At 40.4% G+C, this 19,139-nt stretch carries 14 protein-coding genes; 6 read left to right on the top strand and 8 right to left on the bottom strand.

Annotated elements, in window-relative coordinates; all coding sequences use genetic code 11:
- Positions 1–55: 55 nt before the first annotated feature.
- The 3 genes from B7E05_RS05120 to B7E05_RS05110 all read right to left on the bottom strand — a co-directional run bounded on the left by B7E05_RS05120 (position 56) and on the right by B7E05_RS05110 (position 2,420).
- Entirely contained in the window at positions 56–1,072 is a 1,017-nt protein-coding gene (locus tag B7E05_RS05120) for a 5-oxoprolinase subunit C family protein (protein WP_080873033.1), read from the bottom strand.
- The gene (gene pxpB / locus B7E05_RS05115; protein ID WP_080873031.1) at positions 1,072–1,800 is read right to left on the bottom strand and encodes a 5-oxoprolinase subunit PxpB; all 729 of its coding nucleotides are present in this window, start codon (positions 1,798–1,800) and stop codon (positions 1,072–1,074) included. The genes B7E05_RS05120 and pxpB overlap by 1 nt, the downstream gene beginning before the upstream one ends.
- Before the next feature lie 320 nt (positions 1,801–2,120).
- Positions 2,121–2,420 (bottom strand): hypothetical protein, encoded by a 300-nt coding sequence (locus B7E05_RS05110; RefSeq protein ID WP_080873030.1) that lies wholly within the window; start codon positions 2,418–2,420, stop codon positions 2,121–2,123.
- 214 nt (positions 2,421–2,634) lie between these two features.
- On the opposite strand from B7E05_RS05110, the gene B7E05_RS05105 reads away from it, so the two are divergent.
- The 4 genes from B7E05_RS05105 to B7E05_RS05090 all read left to right on the top strand — a co-directional run bounded on the left by B7E05_RS05105 (position 2,635) and on the right by B7E05_RS05090 (position 9,554).
- The gene (locus tag B7E05_RS05105) at positions 2,635–4,161 is read left to right on the top strand and encodes a Ppx/GppA family phosphatase (RefSeq protein ID WP_080873026.1); all 1,527 of its coding nucleotides are present in this window, start codon (positions 2,635–2,637) and stop codon (positions 4,159–4,161) included.
- Positions 4,162–4,350: 189 nt separating this feature from the next.
- On the top strand, positions 4,351–6,420 hold the full coding sequence (locus tag B7E05_RS05100) for an RNA degradosome polyphosphate kinase (protein ID WP_143833177.1): 2,070 nt from the start codon (positions 4,351–4,353) through the stop codon (positions 6,418–6,420).
- Between the two features lie 240 nt (positions 6,421–6,660).
- On the top strand, positions 6,661–7,770 hold the full coding sequence (gene menC, locus B7E05_RS05095) for an o-succinylbenzoate synthase (RefSeq protein ID WP_080873024.1): 1,110 nt from the start codon (positions 6,661–6,663) through the stop codon (positions 7,768–7,770).
- Between the two features lie 389 nt (positions 7,771–8,159).
- A complete protein-coding gene (locus B7E05_RS05090) occupies positions 8,160–9,554 on the top strand; it encodes an L-cystine transporter (protein ID WP_080873022.1) in 1,395 nt (464 codons plus the stop codon).
- A 137-nt stretch (positions 9,555–9,691) separates the two neighbouring features.
- Here B7E05_RS05090 and crcB read toward each other — a convergent pair whose 3' ends face one another.
- Both crcB and B7E05_RS05080 read right to left on the bottom strand, forming a co-directional pair.
- Positions 9,692–10,054, bottom strand: coding sequence for a fluoride efflux transporter CrcB (gene crcB / locus B7E05_RS05085; protein ID WP_080873020.1), 363 nt, complete (start codon positions 10,052–10,054; stop codon positions 9,692–9,694).
- Positions 10,055–10,078: 24 nt separating this feature from the next.
- Complete coding sequence (locus B7E05_RS05080) at positions 10,079–10,450, bottom strand: fluoride efflux transporter FluC (RefSeq protein ID WP_080873018.1); 372 nt, start codon at positions 10,448–10,450, stop codon at positions 10,079–10,081.
- Positions 10,451–10,647: 197 nt separating this feature from the next.
- On the opposite strand from B7E05_RS05080, the gene B7E05_RS05075 reads away from it, so the two are divergent.
- Entirely contained in the window at positions 10,648–11,373 is a 726-nt protein-coding gene (locus tag B7E05_RS05075; protein ID WP_080873016.1) for a DUF3784 domain-containing protein, read from the top strand.
- A 110-nt stretch (positions 11,374–11,483) separates the two neighbouring features.
- Here B7E05_RS05075 and B7E05_RS05070 read toward each other — a convergent pair whose 3' ends face one another.
- A complete protein-coding gene (locus tag B7E05_RS05070; protein WP_080873013.1) occupies positions 11,484–14,963 on the bottom strand; it encodes a hypothetical protein in 3,480 nt (1,159 codons plus the stop codon).
- Between the two features lie 150 nt (positions 14,964–15,113).
- Positions 15,114–15,290 (bottom strand): YjfB family protein, encoded by a 177-nt coding sequence (locus B7E05_RS05065; RefSeq protein ID WP_080873011.1) that lies wholly within the window; start codon positions 15,288–15,290, stop codon positions 15,114–15,116.
- 465 nt (positions 15,291–15,755) lie between these two features.
- On the opposite strand from B7E05_RS05065, the gene B7E05_RS05060 reads away from it, so the two are divergent.
- Positions 15,756–16,901 carry a diguanylate cyclase gene (locus B7E05_RS05060; protein WP_080873009.1) on the top strand — a complete coding sequence of 382 codons (1,146 nt, stop codon included), beginning with the start codon at positions 15,756–15,758 and terminating at the stop codon, positions 16,899–16,901.
- 81 nt (positions 16,902–16,982) lie between these two features.
- Here B7E05_RS05060 and B7E05_RS05055 read toward each other — a convergent pair whose 3' ends face one another.
- Positions 16,983–18,992 (bottom strand): putative bifunctional diguanylate cyclase/phosphodiesterase, encoded by a 2,010-nt coding sequence (locus tag B7E05_RS05055; RefSeq protein ID WP_080873007.1) that lies wholly within the window; start codon positions 18,990–18,992, stop codon positions 16,983–16,985.
- Positions 18,993–19,139: the final 147 nt, after the last annotated feature.

The following is a 19,139-nucleotide window of genomic DNA, read 5'->3' as shown; positions in this document are numbered from 1 at the left end:
GATGGCCGTTCCCCTTCCAAGACTGTCTCTTGCAAAACCTTTCTCTATTTAATTGCTATTGATTTCCTTCATTTTCCCACTTTAATTGAATGGCAATGGCTCGTTCTTTCATGGCATCTTCTTGTTGAAAATACAGTTCTTCTGCTTTCTCAAACGTAATTGGCTCAAAGTGAATTTGTTCATTCGTCCGCAATTGCGCGAGCTTTGGCAAATCCACAACAGCGACCTGGGCAATTCTTGGATACCCTCCGGTTGTCTGTCTATCCGCCATTAATACCATCGGCTTCCCCTCATTGGGGACTTGAACCGTACCGAACGCCACCGCTTCGGAAAGAACGTTGAATGGTTCCTTGAGTTTTAATATGTTTTCCGACTGAAAATGAAAACCCATTCGATCAGCCTGTGTAGATAAAGAATACGCTTCAGAAAAGAAAAGCTTCTGACTCTCCTTTGTAAAATAGTCAAAGTGCGTACCCGGAAAAGCTCGAACCGTATACCGGTCCTTGTCGTCGAGCCGTAAGTCAACCGCTCCCCATCTTGGTGCATAGGCTTGTCCATTTGCTTTATCAGCCAACATGTCCTTACGCTTCGCAGCACTTTCACTTAACTCCCCTATCTGTAAGGTGTCCTTTTTTTGCAGCGCACGTCCATGGTAGCCCCCAAATCCGGCACGTAAATAGGTGCTTTTACTATTCATCATTTCCGGAACCTTTAATCCTCCGGCAATAGACAGATATGCTCGTATTCCAACCCCTGTTGGTTTAAACGAAAGAACCTGTCCGCTTGGGATAAAGATTGGTGAGCCAAGATAGAAAGTCTTCCCATTCACAACAGGATTCATTCCACCGCCAGTTACTGCGATAAGAGCATCTTCTTTAAAACAAATCTCCGGACCAGATATCGTTAATTCAAGTACAGCCTCCCATTCATCATTGCCTATTAATAAGTTAGCTGTACGCATTGCAATGGGATCCATCGCCCCACTTTGAAGTACTCCCTGGTTCAAAAAACCGAATCTCCCATTGTCTTGTACTGTCGTTAACATGCCGGGCTTTACGACCTCTACGTCCATTACCTCGCCTCCTTTTGCTCCTCATATTCCTTCCGGGAGATTGGCTTGAACTTCACCATATCACCTGACTTCAAAAGGCTCGGCTGTTCCCGGTCCACATCAAACAAAGTGATGGGCGTCTGTCCGATTAGTTGCCATCCTCCCGGCGTCGCAAATGGATAAACTCCTGTCTGGGCCCCCGCAATTCCAACAGCACCGGCTGGTACGAGTTCTCTGGGTTTTTCTTTCCTCGGGGTCGCAATTTCTTCCGACATCCCGCCAATAAACGGAAAACCCGGTGCGAAACCAATCATATAAACCAGATACTCCCCGTTTGCATGAATCTGAATAACTTCTTCTTCGCTTAACTCATTCTTCTCTGCCACGTCGCTTAAGTCCGGACCAAAATCTCCGCCATAGCAAACGGGAACCTCGACAATATGCTGCTTGCTGTTTGAAGTATATTTCTTTCCTGCCTCCTTTACTCTTTCTTCCAGCCATCCCATAACTGTTTTATGAATTTTCGCTTTAGGATACGTGTTTTTTCGAACCTTTATTGGATCATAAAACACCGTAACCCCTGTATAACTCGGAACCGATTCGATATACCCTTCGAAAGGGTTTTCATTTAAAGCTGTCATCACTTTTTGAACATAAGCATGCAGCTGTGGATCAATGCCCTCTCCTAAAGTGATAATAATGGCCCGTTCACTTAAAGGATGAAATGTTGCATTTGGCAAAAGGCTCACATGAACTTCCTCCCCTCAACGCTTTTCTGCGAGACATGTTACTATTTATCCCTTGCGATAATATTTCTGATTATTTCATCGATTATAATTATCTTCTTATTACCTTTTCATTCCTTATCATGGCCCGAATATACTAAACACATATAATCCGTATTACGTCTATTCCCTTTTTTAAAACAAGAAAACGTAGCAAGTCCAGTTTTCAACCAAATGGAGGTATAAATGAAAATACAGCCATTTGGTTGACTGAGTCGCATGAATGTGCCATTTAGTATATCTCATACGACTCGCAACACAAAAGAGATTAATTTATGCTTGATTTAAACAGAATGATTTCCTTGCCAATAGGATGCTGGATGCCCATATGGATGGGCATGTCGAGGAAATTGATCAATAGCCATACCAGTGATTACCCCGCCCAGAAAGGGAACACCATATTGGAAAACTGGATTTCCGTAAAATGGAGGTCCATACCCGGGACCAAAGAAACCAGGTCCATAAAATCCTGGACCATAAAATCCCGATCCCCAGAAGCCGGGCCCTCCTCCAAAAAAGAGCCGGGAATCCGTCCCCCCATGCTGATTCATTTGTTCTTCAGGAAATTGATGCATCTCATGCATTTTACATTCGCTCCTCCCCTATTCATATCCCATTTAATATATGCATTTACCCAAAAAACGTATGGGCTTGGTCCCCTCCATTGGACTGTCCTTCTTCCATGAATACGAACCATTTCTTTATTACACAAATAGAGAAAACGCATTCTCTCACAACATCATTTTCGTTAAGGTATGGTACAATGAAAGCAATAATTTGAGAAAGCAGGTGATACAGATGACAAAGCAACACTACGCCATCATTGACATCGGCTCCAACACCATGCGTTTAGTCATTTACGAAAAAACCAAGAGTAACCGCCTGAAAGAGATTGAAAACGTAAAAGCCTCCACCAGGCTGCGAACTTTCTTAGAAGAAGACAATACGTTAAACCAGGACGGGATAGATCTTTTAATCAATACGCTGAAAAGCTTTCAGGAAGTACTCGCTACCTATGCCTTACAGGATACGATTTGTGCGGCTACAGCTGCCATTCGACAGGCTGAAAATAAAGAAGAAATAGAAACGCAGATTGTTCAAAAAACCGGTTTAAATATTCGTATTTTCAGTGAAGAGGAAGAGGCGTACTATGGCTATTTAGCCGTTGTTCATTCTACCTCTATAAAGGAAGGCGTTACCGTGGATATCGGCGGTGGTAGTACAGAAGTGACTTATTTCCAAAACCGGGAATTGAAAGAATCACACAGCTTTCCTTTTGGCGCCCTTACTTTAAAGGACTTCTTCCAAGATCCTGTTCCAACAACCCAGGAATTAAAAAAACTGCGTTCCTATCTAAAAAAACAATTTGCAACACTTCCATGGCTTGAAAATAAAGAAGTAAAATTAGTAGCCATTGGCGGAAGCGCCCGTAATATGGCACAAATTCACCAAAATCTGGAGTCCTATCCCCTGGCCGGTCTGCATGAATATCAAATGTTCCAAAAAGATATGGTGGAGGTCAGCAACTATTTAACCTCTTTAAAACCAAATAAATTAGCAAAAGTGGACGGACTGACGAAAGACCGGGCAGATATTATCATTCCAGCAATCGAAGTCTTCCACTGTCTTTACCAGACTGTTGAAGCAGAAAGCCTTGTTTTGAGCCGGAAAGGTCTCCGCGATGGCGTTTTATATGAACACCTCGCTCAGGAAACAGATGCTTCCCTCTACCCGGATGTGCTCAAGGAAAGCATCCAGGAGCTCGTTAATGATTATCATTTAAACAAAAAACACATCAAACACATCCAAAAGTTAACCAACCAGCTATTTGATTTTTGCAAGGACAACGGGTTGATTCATTTAGACAAGCAGGATCGGGAATTGCTTAATATGTCCAGTCTTTTATTTAATCTCGGGGAGTATATCGATTCGGAATCCAGTCCTCAACATACTTTTTATCTGCTTGCCAACCGTACGATTGATGGACTGGAACATCAGGAACGACTAAAACTGGCGCTTGTTGCCTCTTATAAAAATAAAACCATCTTTAAACAATTTATCCACCCCTACAAATCATGGTTCTTAAAAGAAGAGCGTCACAAGCTATTGGATTTGGGGTCCTTGTTGAAATTCACTTATTGTCTGGATGCCACCAAAAGACAGGTTGTGGAAGAAATGTCATTTCAATGGAAGAAAAACCATGTCCTAATCTATATCTACACAAATGCAAATGCCATGCCGGAAGAATATCAGGCCGAAAAGCAGAAAAAGCATCTTGAAAAGGCAATCGGAAAAAATGTTGAATTAGAATTCCGTACTTTGTAAAATGTATCTTCTTACTATAGGCATAGGCGTTTTCTAAATTGCATACCGCTTTTGCAAGTGAGATTAATTAAAAAACAGCTTAGCTTCTCCTGCAAAACAGAATGTTCACATAAACTTTACATCCCTTTAACATACTTTATATTGAAAAGGATTATGATATATATAGGACCTTAAAAGGGAGGGTGTTCCATGGAAAAACAAATGAAAAACAGCTCATCCGCCTCCTACAATAACAGGGAGCTGAGTTGGCTCTCTTTTAATAAACGTGTATTGGAAGAAGCTATGGACAGTGGCAATCCATTGCTCGAAAGGCTACGATTTTTATCTATATTCTCCTCAAACTTGGATGAATTTTTTATGGTGCGTGTTGCTGGATTAAAAGATCAAGTAAAAGCTGATTTTAATCGTCCGGATGACAAGTCAAATTTAACGCCGAAGCAGCAGCTGGCTGCCATTGCAGCATTAAATCACGAGCTGGTAAAGCAGCAGTATAAACAATACAAGCAATTAAAAAAAGAATTAGAGAAACAGGAGATTCGTCTCTTAGAGATGGATGATTTATCAGCAGATGCTTTATATCATTTAGAGCAATACTTTGATGAACACATTTATCCGATTCTTACGCCGATGGCCATCGATGCCTATCGTGCATTTCCGATGCTGTTAAATAAATCGTTAAACCTTGCTATTCAATTAGAAGATGAATATGAACAAGAACAGAATCATAAGAAAACAGCCATTGTTCAGGTACCTGCGTTGTTAAACCGGTTCATCCAGATTGAGCAAGAACATCATTATGTTCTGTTAGAAGATCTTATCAGCTTTTTTATTCATAAGCTTTTTCAAGGATATCGTGTGCTTTCATCCAGCACCTTCCGTATTACCAGAAATGCAGATATGAATATCCATGAGGACAGTGCGCATGATTTACTAAAGGAAATTGAAAAAGAGCTGAAGAAACGGAAATTCGGAGCAGCTGTCCGTTTAGAGATGCGTGCTGCAGATCAGAATCCGACCATCATTTCCTTTTTACTTCATGACCTGGAAATTCATGAGAAAGACTTATATATTGTGGACGGACCGCTGGATTTAACCTGCTTAAATGATTTCTATGATCAAATCAAGCATGATTATGAACAACTTATTTATGAAACATTTATTCCACAGCCGGCACAAGACATTCATGAAGATGAATCTGTCTTGGAAGCAGTCCGAAAAAGAGACCTCTTTCTCCATCATCCATACGAATCTTTTGAACCAATTGTTGATTTAATGCGGGAAGCTGCCGATGATCCAGACGTATTGGCTATTAAGCAGACACTTTATCGCGTTAGTGGAGACTCGCCGATTATTGCCAGCTTAAAACGGGCCGCTGAAAATGGGAAACAAGTCACTGTATTGGTAGAATTGAAAGCACGTTTTGACGAAGCAAATAATGTAGAGTGGGCTAAACAATTGGAAATTGCCGGTTGCCATGTTATCTACGGCATGATTTCGTTAAAAACGCATAGTAAAATTACATTGATCGTCCGGAAGCATGATAACCGGGTGGAACGTGTCGTGCACCTTGGAACCGGAAATTATAATGACCAGACCGCTAAATTTTATACTGATATGTCCTATTTAACAACGAAAAGAAAATATGGCATTGATGCAACGAATTTCTTTAATTATTTGAGCGGTTATACGGAAAAACCTGATTTCTATCACTTGTCGATGGCTCCTTTCGATATCCAAAAAGATTTAATCAAGTTTATTGATCAGGAAATCCAGTTTCATAAACAATATAAAAATGGACGGATTATTGCCAAAATGAACTCCTTAACAGATAAACCGCTGATTAAAAAGTTTTATGAAGCTTCCAAGGCCGGCGTGCAAATCGATTTGATTGTCCGCGGTATCTGTTGTCTGCGCCCTGGTATACCAGATATAAGCGAAAATATTCGGGTCATCAGCATTGTTGGACGCTTTTTGGAACACAGCCGTATTTATCTGTTCCATCATAATGGTGCGATGAATACATTCTTGTCATCAGCCGATTTAATGACGCGGAATATGAATAAACGGGTAGAGCTGATGTTTCCCATCTATGAACAGCGGATAAAAGAGCGCATTTACGATATACTCGATATCATGCTTCATGATACCGAAAAAGCGAGACAACAAGCAAAAGATGGCACATACGCTTATGTTGAATCCAAGGAAGCAAGGAACAGCCAATTACAGTTATTTGAACAGGCAATGGATGTGTTTGCCTAAAGTAAAGGACATGGTAAAGACCAAAGACTGTCGGAAATAGTCTTTGGTCTTTCTTTAACCCCTTCCCAGCGTTCCAGGGGAGAACTGATGTAATCCCGACTTTTCGACAACCAATATTGCCATTGTGTATTCATCTGCTTTATAATGACATATAATGAATAAAAATTCATGCATCAAACGGATATCTTCAACTTATATCATGATGCAAGCGGCAAATCACAGTAAAAGGAGCTCTCTTTCATGAAAATTACAGAGATAACGATGCATCGTTTAAACATGCGTATGAAAAACCCATTTACAACAAGCTTTGGGACAGAACAAGATCGTGAATTCATTATTTTAGAAGCAAAAGATGAGGATGGAACGATTGGCTGGGGAGAATGTGTTACTTCTGAGTCTCCTCTTTATATTGAAGAATTTACAAAAGCTGCCTGGGTGATGCTGGAGGAATATTTAATCCCTCTTACACTCGGCCGGGAGATTGCACATCCAGACGAGCTGACAGATTTATTTGCGCCATTTAAGCGTAATAATTTAGCCAAAGCAGCCATCGATGCTGCTGCCTGGGATATTTATGCAAAACAGCAAAGCATCTCCCTGGCAGAAGCAATCGGCGGATGCAGAACGGAGATTGAGGTTGGTGTCAGTCTCGGAATTGAAGATGATATGGAGGACCTGCTTCACAACATTAAAGAGAAAACCGAAGAAAGATATAAACGGATTAAAATTAAAATAAAGCCAGGAAAAGATGTAGAGGTTGTTAAGGAAATCCGCGAACATTTCCCTGATATTCCATTGATGGTTGATGCGAACTCCGCTTATACACTGGATGATATGGAGACGCTAAAAAAACTGGACCCATATCATCTCATGATGATTGAACAGCCTTTAACAGCTGGTGACTTAATTGATCACGCAGAGCTGCAAAAACACATTAAAACACCGATTTGTCTGGACGAGAGCATTCATTCCTATGAAGATGCCAGACAAGCGATTCAAATCGGCAGCGGCAAAATTATTAACATGAAGGTCGGCCGTGTCGGCGGAATTACAACCATGAAACGAATCCATGAACTATGTAAAGAAGCGAATATTCCGATGTGGTGCGGTGGCATGCTTGAATCAGGTGTAGGCCGTGCCCATAATATCGCGATTACCTCGCTTTCTGCATTTACCTTACCTGGAGACACCGCCGCTTCTTCTCGCTATTGGGAAGAAGATATTATCGATCCGGAAGTACACGTGAAAGACGGAATCGTGCAGGTCCCTGCATCTCCGGGAATCGGCTATGAAGTTAACCGGGAGAAATTAGCGAAATATACCGTTCAGAAAAAATCATTTACACAATAAGTAATATGTTTTTCACAGAAGCGAAGAGGTTTACAATGACAGGCCTTTTTTAGACAGGAGGCCTGTCAGAACCTCTTCGCTTTTTTTGATGCCAAATTCATCATGTTCTTGCAAAGATAGCACATAATAAGAGGAAGGAAATAGAATGCATACATCGATATACTGCATTTTCCGGATATGCATCAGGTAGAAGTTTTTCATGAGAATGTTCAAAGCAGCTTTCTTGAAATCAAAAAAGAATCATTGTATAGTTTAATCCGTACTATTTTTGTTGGATTTATTAGACGATGTTCAAAAGTTCCTGAAATCATAAGCCGTCAACGGTTTAGTGAACGTGCCTTTTTGAACATGCACTTTTAGAAATATTTATTGAAGGAGGATATTGCCCAATGGATAATTGGTTTATTGTATTAAATGTTGCCATCTTACTTGCATTAATCGGTTTATTGATTTATATGCAGAAAAAACATGTTTCCTTTGCGAAACGCGTTTTTACCGGGATGGGACTCGGTATTGTATTAGGAGCTATTTTCCACGTTAGCTATGGAGAAGGTTCAGATATTCTTACAGGAACACTGGACTGGTATGATATTGTCGGCAGCGGATATATCCGCTTCTTAATGCTGATTGTGGTTCCGCTCGTGATGGTTTCCATTATTCGTGCCATTATTAATCTGAATGAAACGAAACAGCTTGGGAAATTGGCCAGCTTGGTGATTGGTATACTTATCTCCACCACCCTTGTAGCGGCAACACTTGGTGTGGTAACTTCTCTCGTCTTTGATTTGAATGCGGAACAAATTGAAGCTGGTCAGGAAGAAACAGAACAAGGTGCTTCCATGGAAGAAAGCTTGGACTCGATGACAGAGGAAACAACACCACAGCGGATTATTAACTTTATCCCGAATAATATCTTCCTAGATATGACAGGGGAACGCTCCACATCCGTTATTGCGGTAGTTATTTTCTCTGTTCTGGTCGGAATAGCCACTCTCGGAGTGAGCAGGAAACAGCCAGAGCAGGCAGAACGCTTCACAAAAATGGTTAATGCTGTATTTGCCATTGTGATGCGGCTTGTTACCCTTATTTTACGCTTAACACCATTCGGGGTACTCGCATTGATGACGAATATGGTTGCGACCACAAACTTTGCCGGAATAGTACAGCTCGGTAAATTTGTGATTGCATCCTATACAGCCATGATTGTAATGGTGCTGATCCATATGCTGATTATCAGCGGATTCAAATTAAATCCAGTTACCTTTATGAAAAAAGTATTTCCGGTTCTTGGTTTCGCCTTTACATCACGTTCCAGTGCTGGTGCGATTCCTTTAAACGTCACTGCACAGAAAAATGCACTTGGTGTCGATGACGGAGCTGCGAACATGTCCGCCTCCTTTGGGGCAACCATGGGGCAAAATGCTTGTGCTGGTATTTATCCAGCGATGCTTGGTGTCATGATTGCACCAACTGTCGGTATTGATCCAACGTCGCTTGACTTTATTATACAGCTTGTACTGATTACAGCTATCAGTTCATTCGGGGTTGCCGGAGTTGGCGGCGGTGCAACATTCGCAGCAATTATTGTGCTGTCCTCTATGGGACTGCCGATTGCTTTAGCCGGCTTGCTGATTACTGTCGAACCTCTGATTGATATGGGCCGTACCGCTGTCAATGTCAACGGCAGCATGGTTTCCGGTACCGTCACTTCTAAAGTGCTGGGTAACTTGGATGAAGACACCTTTAATAAAAAAGATGCTGTTGTTGAAAGCAATGGTATTTAACCTTTCATGAAAAAAGCAGTTATCTCCGTAAGTGGAGGTAACTGCTTTTTTTATAGGGATTTTTTACTTGTCTGTATACCATCATCATTTTCCGTCCTGCCATGAAGAACCTTGTTGGCTTTGGAAGTAAATGCATTCTAAGAAAAAACGAAAACAATATGTATTCCCGCCCAAGCTGCTGCAATACTTAACAAAACAGATGTCGCAACATACCAAAAAGCCTGCACCCACTGCTTATCCAGCAGCAAATCAATCACTTCCTTCCCAAAAGTGGAGAACGTGGTGTAACCACCGCAAAAACCGACCCCTAACAGCAGCCAAAGTTCTAAAGGTAAATCAAACCCATATAGCATTCCCAACAGAAGAGAGCCGGATACATTAATCATCCATGTTGCAACAGGAAAAATAATACCTTTTTCTGCCTTGAACGGTTTCATATATTCACTGATGATATAACGTAATAATGCACCAACAGCACCGCCTGCACCTACCAAAAACATAGCAATGACGCCTCCTTCTGTTTGTTATACTTTCCTGACTTGCGAATAGATGAAATGTGCAGTCCAAACACCAGCCCCTGCAAAAATAATGCCCACAATCAAGCTTGTTCCAATATAAAGCAGAGCCATTGGCAATGTTAATAGCATAACGTCTAAAGCAAAGGTAGAAAACGTTGTAAATGCACCAAGAAATCCTGTGCCAAACGTCCATGCCCACACTTGACGGTCATGCCTTGAATGCGAAACAAGTGTTAGTAAAAAACTTAATAAAAAACAACCGATTATATTAACCGTCATCGTCGCCATCGGAAATGTCAGATCACCAAACCATCGGCTGATTTCATAGCGGGCCATTGCTCCAAAAAAAGCCCCGACCATCACAAATAGATAATTCATTGAACCACCAGACCTTTATCCGTATATCATTGCTATCCATAGAATAAGTATAATTTAATCCTAACCAGCAGAGAAAGCAAGTGTTTGCAATAAACCAGTTCTGTTTACCCAAAAAATGTATTTTTCCATTTACATTGAAACTTTCTCACACCCCGCCCGTATTTATAGTACAGACAGAATATGGAGGGAGCAAACGAATGGAATATATCTACGTTATTCAAACCTTTTTAATTCTCCTATTTTTCTTGTTCAGTTACCTTATTTTAATACGAAAAAACTATTATATTATCAGCGGGTTTCATTCAAGTACACCTGAAGAACAGCGGAAGATGATCAAAGCAGGATATCCGCATGCTGTTGGTAAGATGATGTTGCATATTGCCATTATTTTAACCATCGGAGTTCTACTCCAACTTTTGCATGTTCCTTATGCAATGGAAGGTTCATACGTTGTCATGCTTATCGTTTTATTTGTAGAATCTTTTTGGATGTCGAAAAAAGTGAAAAAGAAATCTCGGAAGATAAATAAAACAATACTATTGCTCTCCCTGATGTTAACCATTGCTATATTTGCTATTCCTTTTGTACCAAATACATTGGAAATAAACGAAAACTCCTTTGAGATAACCGGTTTGTATGGAGAAACATGGCCGTTTTCTGATATAGAACATATCTCACTCCAAGATGAGCTTCCTGAAATGATGGTACGCACAAACGGCATTTCCCTGTTCGGAAAACGCATCGGGAATTATCGTATAGAAGAATGGGGAACTGGAAAGCTGTTTCTGCGTTCGAATGAGGCTCCATTTATTGTGATACATACACAGGACAGTTTTGTCATAATGAATACGGAGCAAAGTGATAAAACAGCAGATCATTATCAGCAGCTGGAGCAAGCATATCAGCAATATAACAACCATTAGAAAAAGCTGTCCCTAGTGCGGGCAGCTTTTTCTAATCATCCATTATTTATTTCAAAAAATCAGGGTCTTCATAGGACGGATTCGGATATTTATAGAAGCCTTCTCCAGATTCAATTCCATTCTTTAAATCGGGCAATCATTTGTTTCAGCATCTTCTCAAGCTTCCCTTCTCCTTCACGCTGCTTTTTCCATTCATTGTAACTGGCTATACCGATAAACAATATACCGGCAATAAGCAGATACGCCCACCATGGAAGATTGCCCCAATATGGCCGTGTCTGATAAATCACATTAAATAACAATGTACCAATTCCGACGAAGAAGTACGATTTTAATTGATAATGCATCCCTGCAAGTAAGGACACAATGGATAGAACCCCGATAATCAATGCATCCAGAATCGTCCCGCTTTGTATAGCATCGGCAATTAAATATACCGTAACCACAATCAGCAGCACAGTCTGAATATGCCGCATAAGCGCTCCATAATCATGCCATGTTTTCTTAGACAGCAAAATCGCCAAAGCAAGGATCGGCAAGGCTTGCAGTTCTCCATAAATGACTTCTGGAACCGCATCGCTATAATGACCAAGCACCAGGTAATAAGGTGCTAACCAGGCCACGCCGCCAATCGTAATACATACGTTCCGCAGCATACTGTGGTCAATACGATTCATCTGCAAGAAAAACCAGGAAGCGAACAAGATAAGCGGCATTACAGTCAGCCAAATATTATCCAGCTCTCCTGCCCACTGCAATGCAGAAATCAGATAGGCAATTGCCATTAGAGAATACCAATCAATCGCTTGTAGTCTTCCCTCATGTGCCACATACAATTTTGTAAATAAATAGCTTCCGGCAGCTGCTAAAACGCCAAATCCAACGTTATACATCAGCCATAAATCAACTGCGCCCTCAAATACTCCTTGCATTTGCCATAAATAGACGGAGAAGAATAAAGGAACAACAAGAAATAACGTACCTTTCCGCTTATGCAGAAAATATAAAATCAAGATAATAAGTCCAACAAAGCTGATGAGCTGCCAAAATTCCTGTACAACCGCCAGAAACAAGCCCATCGCCAGAACCAGGTTTAAATATGGAATCAAAAACCAGTCGATACGGTGTTTCCATACTGCTGGCGCCACTGACCAAATAGCCACCATCACGAGTCCGGCAATTAGCCACGCATAGACAAAGGAGAGATCTGCCAGTAGTTCATAATGCGATATGAAAGAAACCACCGCTCCCACCAGCATCATAAGCCCGGCGTATAGAGCTGCTTTTATCTGCCACTCCTTTTCCTTTATCCATGCTGTATAAGCATAAATAAGAAGCGGAACAAGCCAGACTGCCGGGTGAAGGAGCGGCTGGGCTACACTATCTCCTGCTATGAGAAGAACCAGAATTAAAAGTACTCCCTGTGCAAAACAAAAGAAATAAGGCTTTAAGCGTGCCTCCCATTTTCCTAAAAAACGTTCCACCACCAAAAATAGAATAGGCAGGCCCAGCATAAACCAGATAAAACTTGCAACTGTATCGATTGAAAACGGGCTCAGCAATGATACATAAAAACCAAAACTTACTGTCGTAACAAGGTTCCAAAGGATTGGCTGCCCCGTAAAACGGACGAGCCAGTACGTTACCCCGATTCCGATAAATAACAGCATTGGCCTTATAAACATTTCATCCCCCGTAAAATCTGCAAACAATAACAGCATGGCTAACAGATAGCTTCCCTGTCCTGTATAAAAAGTTGTACGTGTCAGTTCTGTCTGCTTTCTCTGCTTCCAGATAAGGCTGACACCGAGCAGAATCAGCCCTGCTGCAGCCAGCTGAAACGGGATATCCAGCTGATTCCGGTAAACATAGGACCTTCCCGCAAATTCAAAGTAAAGAATATACATGGCCAACAGCCAATTTATTGGTACTGCCCAGGCAGCCACACGCTTCTCCAACTGCTTTTTCGATATAACAGTCATGTATAATGCAACCGCACCAAGAATAGCAAACATGATAGCAATACCGATAAACTCAAGCAATAAGAGCTTCAGCAAAATCGTTATTCCAATCACCGGCATCGACCAGACATACATACTTTTCTGCACCGATTGCAGATACGGGATACGATGTTGAAAGCCAATTGTCAGAAATAATACAACCATATAGAAAAACATAAAGTTAAGGATACTTTCCGGGAAAAACGGTTGGATGATTAACGACCAAAACTGGATACCGACAGCAATAAAGAACGCAGGAGCTATCCAACGGAACACGCCCCGCTTCGTCACCTCTGCTAAATAGACATATGTTCCTGCAATAACGATGTACGCAAGCAGCATATACCAGGAATCTCCATCTGCCCGGATAACCAGACCTTGAAAGCTGATATATAAAAAAGCAAAGCCTGAAATAATCCCGCTCGTGTAGTAGAAAACGTTACGTGCAAAATAATCTTTCCGCATGACATAAGCAAATCCTAAATAGGCCGCACCCATTAATGCATAAATAAAGGAATCTGCTGTATACAACACGGAATTCTCTGTCAGCTGATAAATGCCATAAGCAAATAGAGCGACAAACACGAACTGATACCCTTTTGTCTGATAAACAAACACCATGGCCATATATAGAAAAGCCGTTAAAAGCACATTAAAACTGTAAAAAACCGCCTGATTATAAACAAACAGCATCAATAATGTGGAAACAATCAGATTCAACTGTGCATAAGCAGGCAATTCAGGTAAAAAGACACGAAGCACCTTCTGCTCCTTCTTCTGAAAACGATGATACACCACTAACAAAACACCGTTATACAGCATCATCAGGAAAAAGAACATATCTATCGGTATTTGCAATGCTGCCAGGAAAAAGCCGATAAAAAAAGATAAGAAAAAATAAAAAATCCATACAAATAATTTTGCTTTTGTCTTATAAGCATTCCAGGCATATAACGGGAGCGGAACCAGGGTACATAGTATTCCCAGCCAATAACGCCCCTCTCCGGTTAACGTTAGATAATCGCCAAACAAACCGAAAAATCCGATACCGATAATCGCAATCGGCAACAATAAACTGCCCAGTGTCAAAAACGCAAATGCCGTCTTTTCGATTTTAAGAAAACGGGAAGATAAACCGCTCAACGCTAAAAAGAAAACCGCAACGCCAAGCAATGTTGCAACCTTCAATAACGCACCCATCTGATCCCAGGAACTGGTTGCCACCACAAGACCGCTGATCAACAGAAAAGAAACACCTAAAATAAGCAGCCAAGTAATATTTCTTTCCCGAACTTGCTCCGCCGTCTTTGGTTCCCGTACCGGCTTCTCTTTCTTCTGTTTTGCTGCTTCCTGCTTCACTTCTGCAGTCTGATACATTTCTTTGAAAGCACCTTCTTCTTGCTTCATTTCAGGCTGCTCTTGCTTTCCAACTTCTGTTGTTTGACCTTCCTTAACCTGTCGTGCGTATTCCTGATGAGCAGTTAATATACGCTTATAATCTTCCATACTGATTAAATCTCTTTTTAATAATTCAATTAATTCTTCTTGAAGAATCTGGGCTCGATTTTTTGAATGGGAAATAATAGTCACGCCCCTTTACGATGGTGAAGAATCCTGTTTATCTATTATCTATTTTTCATTCAATGTAAATAAGTAAAGTATTTAAAAACCCCCGCTTCATCGTTACAAGAAAGCGGGGAGACTGCTTTTTTCTTACAGTACCACACAAACCAAAAAAGGTTAAGCCTTCACATCAATGGAATGCCCTAAGTCCGGATGCTGCGGCTGATCCAGCATTTTAATCATTTCCGTACTTTGTGTTTCCGCATGGTCCATGGCTTTCCCCATTAAACTGAAAGACATCTGTGTCTGCAAATTAGCCTGACTCATTATCATTGACATTTTTCCAACGTCCACTTACCATTCACCCCGCTTCAAGAGATTTATTTGTTGTCTTTATTTTAACATAGCTACCAGAGGAATAACGCATATTTATGGCAAAACAATCCGCGCAAAGAAAAAATTCTTATTCAAACAAACAAGCAGAAAGGAAATACGCATACCTGCGGAATATATTTTTCAATTTATGAATATTTATCATTGCTTGACCTATTAATATAGCTCCTAGCTTGGTAAGTATAAAGATTCATGATAAAATCTTATTAATAGAATATAGAACTATTCCTAAAGAATCATCTAAAAAGATATAATTACCTATTCACTCGTTTGCATATGATCAGAAAACAGATGCATGAACCTGAAACAACTATTCATACCCGTCTCTGAAAAGAGATCGATTCTATCATTTATATCATACATACACATTAGAAATGTTACACCTCCAGAGAAAACATGATTGTGGAATAAAGGAGAGGAAACCGTTTGATAAACGGAAATATGCTATTTTATTTTTTTGACGATTTTTTTATTAATCTTTGTGTCATCATCACTTTAACGATTTTATACATACCTCTGCGTTCCAAGTTAAAGATAGCTGCCAGGCCATTTTGGCAAAAAGGGGTAATTGATGGTGTTATTTGCGGAGTGGCCAGCGTTATATTAATCGCATTCGCCATTGAGGTGACAGAAAATATACTTGTCGACTTGCGATTCGTGCCAATTATGCTGGTTCTTCTGTTTAACGGGTTATTTCCAGCTGTTATTGCAGGTATCGTCGTTATAATAGGGAGATTTATGATTGGGGGCGTTTCAAGCTTTTCTATATCAGCAATGTTTATCATTATTGCTCTGATTGTCGGTTTTCAATTCATTCATCAATTATATCAGGCCGACTATAGGAAAGTAACTTATCGAAAAGTCATTGTCATGATTCTGTATTCCAATGTAGTATTTGCTATTTTTATGCTATTCCATTTTAGTAACCATTCGTCTTATCTGATTACTTTTTTACCCATGTATTGTATTATCTCTTTTGCCGGCGGGTTGACTGCACTCTTTTTTACAAACTACATGAAAAAAACAGAGCTGCTTCTATTGAGGTATAAAGAAGAAGTATCAACAGACTTCTTAACAGGCTTGCAAAATATGCGTTCATTCGCAACTGTTTGGAAAGAATCTATTAACAAAGCGGTTACAAACAATGAGAAACTGACGATATTATCCTTGGATATTGACCACTTCAAAGAGATAAATGATACATACGGACATCCGGCCGGTGACCAGCTCTTAACACAGTTTAGCACCATTTTATCCCAAAATATACGGTCCTTAGATAAAGCCTTCCGACATGGTGGAGATGAATTTCTGGTTGTTCTGCCAAACTGCGATATTACTAATGGATTAGAGGTTGCCAGGAGAATCAGAGGAGATGTCGCAATGCATTCATTTCTAATTTCTAAAAGCCGGCACATCTATGTGACGGTTTCCATTGGTGTTGCAACTTATCCGGATACATGCAGCAATTACCAGCAAATCATCCAACAGGCGGACGAAGCGTTATATAAAGCAAAGCACGCAGGAAAAAACCACGTATTCTCAACAGTCGCGTCATCCCCAAAAGAATCCTAGAGATTCTTGGGATGACTTTCTTTTTATGTCAATGCTTATAGCTTGCCAGATACATGCTCTCATGAACCAGAAGGAAAACTGTTATGTAACCAGCATCTTCGTCTTTAATACTTCAGACATTGCCGCAACAGGAAGCGGTTTGCTATAATAATAACCTTGAATTTCATCAATATCATAGCGGCATAAAATCTCCATTTCCTCTTTGTTCTCCACACCTTCCGCAACCACTTTCATACCAAGACTTTTCCCCAGCTGAACAATCGTTGTTGCAATTTCTTTTTTTGTGGAAGCATTGGAAATACCGCGAATTAAAGACTTATCAATCTTCAAAATATCTAAATCCAGCTTTTGTAAGTAGGCCAAAGAAGAATAACCCGTTCCAAAATCATCCAGCGCTACTTTCACTCCCTGGCTTTTCATTGTTTTTAAAATTTGCTGGACATAAGCCATATTATCAATAAAGAGACTTTCTGTAATTTCAATTTGGATCCAGGACGGATTCACATGATAAGTTTGAAGGTAGGACCAGAATTTTTCGGCAAAATTCACTTGCAGAAATTGACTCGGGGATAAATTAATTGACACCGGAAGCAGGTCATATCCAAGTGCTTCCCATTGCTGCAGCTGCTTACAAACATTTTCTATCACCCAATCACCAATATCGTTAATCATTCCCAATTCTTCTGCCAGTGGTATAAATTCGCCAGGAGAAATCTCTTGAAAATCAGGATGTTTCCAGCGTATCAATGCTTCACAACTGGTAACGATGCCCTCTTCCGGAGAAACTTTTGGCTGATACACCATATAAAACTGATTATTTTCCAAACCCATTCTTAAATCATTTTTAATTTGAAAAGCCCGTTGATTAGATATTTTCATTTCCCTATCAAAAAATCCAAAATCATTTTTAGACGTATTTTTCACACGATACATGGCCAAGTCTGCATGCTTCATCATCGTGGATGTGTCTGAACCAGCCTCGGGGAAAGTTGCGATACCTATACTTGCAGTCATATTTAACTGGTATTCATCGATTGCAAAAGGCTCTTTAAAACTTGTAATAATCGCTTCAGCAAAGTACTGCATCTCTTTTGGAGCAGCTATCGAATCAATCAAAACAGCAAATACATCGCCGCTCAATCTGGAAACAACGCCCCCCTCGCCAATTATCTTTTCCAAACGGCGGGCAACCGCTATCAGTAATTCATCACCAGCAATATTTCCCAGCGTGTCAATAACGTACTTGAAACCGTCTAAGTCAACAAACATAATCCCGAATTTCGTATCATTCTTTTTCGCAATGGCCACTTTTTGGGTTAACTGTTCATCAAATTTCCGGCGGTTCGGCAATCCTGTTAAATGGTCATAGTAAGCCATTAGGCGAACCCTTTCCTGATTTTTTTTCTTGTCCGTTATATCATAGCGCATCGCAATATACTGTATCGGCTTTCCTTTGGCATCTTTTACGGGCACAATCGTGGTATCCACCCAATAACATGAACCATCTTTGGCACGATTTCTGATTTCACCGTGCCATACACCGCCAAAACCAATCGTCCGCCACATCTCTTTAAAGAAAGCTCTCGAATGATAGCCCGAATTAATGAGCTGGTGAGTATTTCCAATTAATTCATCGGGAGAGTAACCGGATATTTCGCAAAAATGTGCATTGGCATGAATGATTTTTCCCTGCGGATCCGTTATTGCTACAATCACAGATTGGTCCAGGGCATATTTAATATCGGACAGCTCTTTTAAAGCGGTCATTAATTGATTATTTGCTTCTCGCTCATCGGAAATAATACCGAATATTTCCGTACTATTTCCAGAAATCATAGAATAACCGGAAACATGTAACAACAGGAATTCCCCATGCTTTTTGTCAAAAGTTGTATGAAAATGAACTTGTTCCTCTTCCCCATTAACAAGCTGTGAAAATGCTTCTGCACCATAAGGTCCGATGTAGGTAGAAAGCACTTCTTTATAATCTCCGCCAGAAATGATACCTTTCGACTCATCTAAAACAACCTGTGACATGCCTTCTGTGAAATATATTTTCTTATCCTTAATCGTAAATATAACCTGAGCCAACTTTGGTTCCTCCTCACACCGACTGTGCAATCTAGTATAAATATATCATGTAAAGACGCGGAAAAGATATATATTTTGACGTAATAAAACATTTTCCACGGCCTTTATTTTTTAACCATTTGACAAAAACTGCTAAAATCCAAGAAA

It is taken from the genome of Oceanobacillus timonensis (assembly GCF_900166635.1).
Classification (GTDB): Bacteria; Bacillota; Bacilli; order Bacillales; family Amphibacillaceae; genus Oceanobacillus; species Oceanobacillus timonensis.
This window is presented reverse-complemented; position numbering and strand designations above follow the sequence as displayed.

Excerpts from the sequence above, each read along its gene's own strand:
- B7E05_RS05120 (WP_080873033.1), bottom strand. The coding sequence starts at position 1,072 with ATGGACGTAGAGGTCGTAAAGCCCGGCATGTTAACGACAGTACAAGAC.
- B7E05_RS05110 (WP_080873030.1), bottom strand. The coding sequence starts at position 2,420 with ATGCATGAGATGCATCAATTTCCTGAAGAACAAATGAATCAGCATGGG.
- B7E05_RS05105 (WP_080873026.1), top strand. The coding sequence starts at position 2,635 with ATGACAAAGCAACACTACGCCATCATTGACATCGGCTCCAACACCATG.
- B7E05_RS05100 (WP_143833177.1), top strand. The coding sequence starts at position 4,351 with ATGGAAAAACAAATGAAAAACAGCTCATCCGCCTCCTACAATAACAGG.
- menC (WP_080873024.1), top strand. The coding sequence starts at position 6,661 with ATGAAAATTACAGAGATAACGATGCATCGTTTAAACATGCGTATGAAA.
- B7E05_RS05090 (WP_080873022.1), top strand. The coding sequence starts at position 8,160 with ATGGATAATTGGTTTATTGTATTAAATGTTGCCATCTTACTTGCATTA.
- crcB (WP_080873020.1), bottom strand. The coding sequence starts at position 10,054 with ATGTTTTTGGTAGGTGCAGGCGGTGCTGTTGGTGCATTATTACGTTAT.
- B7E05_RS05080 (WP_080873018.1), bottom strand. The coding sequence starts at position 10,450 with ATGAATTATCTATTTGTGATGGTCGGGGCTTTTTTTGGAGCAATGGCC.
- B7E05_RS05075 (WP_080873016.1), top strand. The coding sequence starts at position 10,648 with ATGGAATATATCTACGTTATTCAAACCTTTTTAATTCTCCTATTTTTC.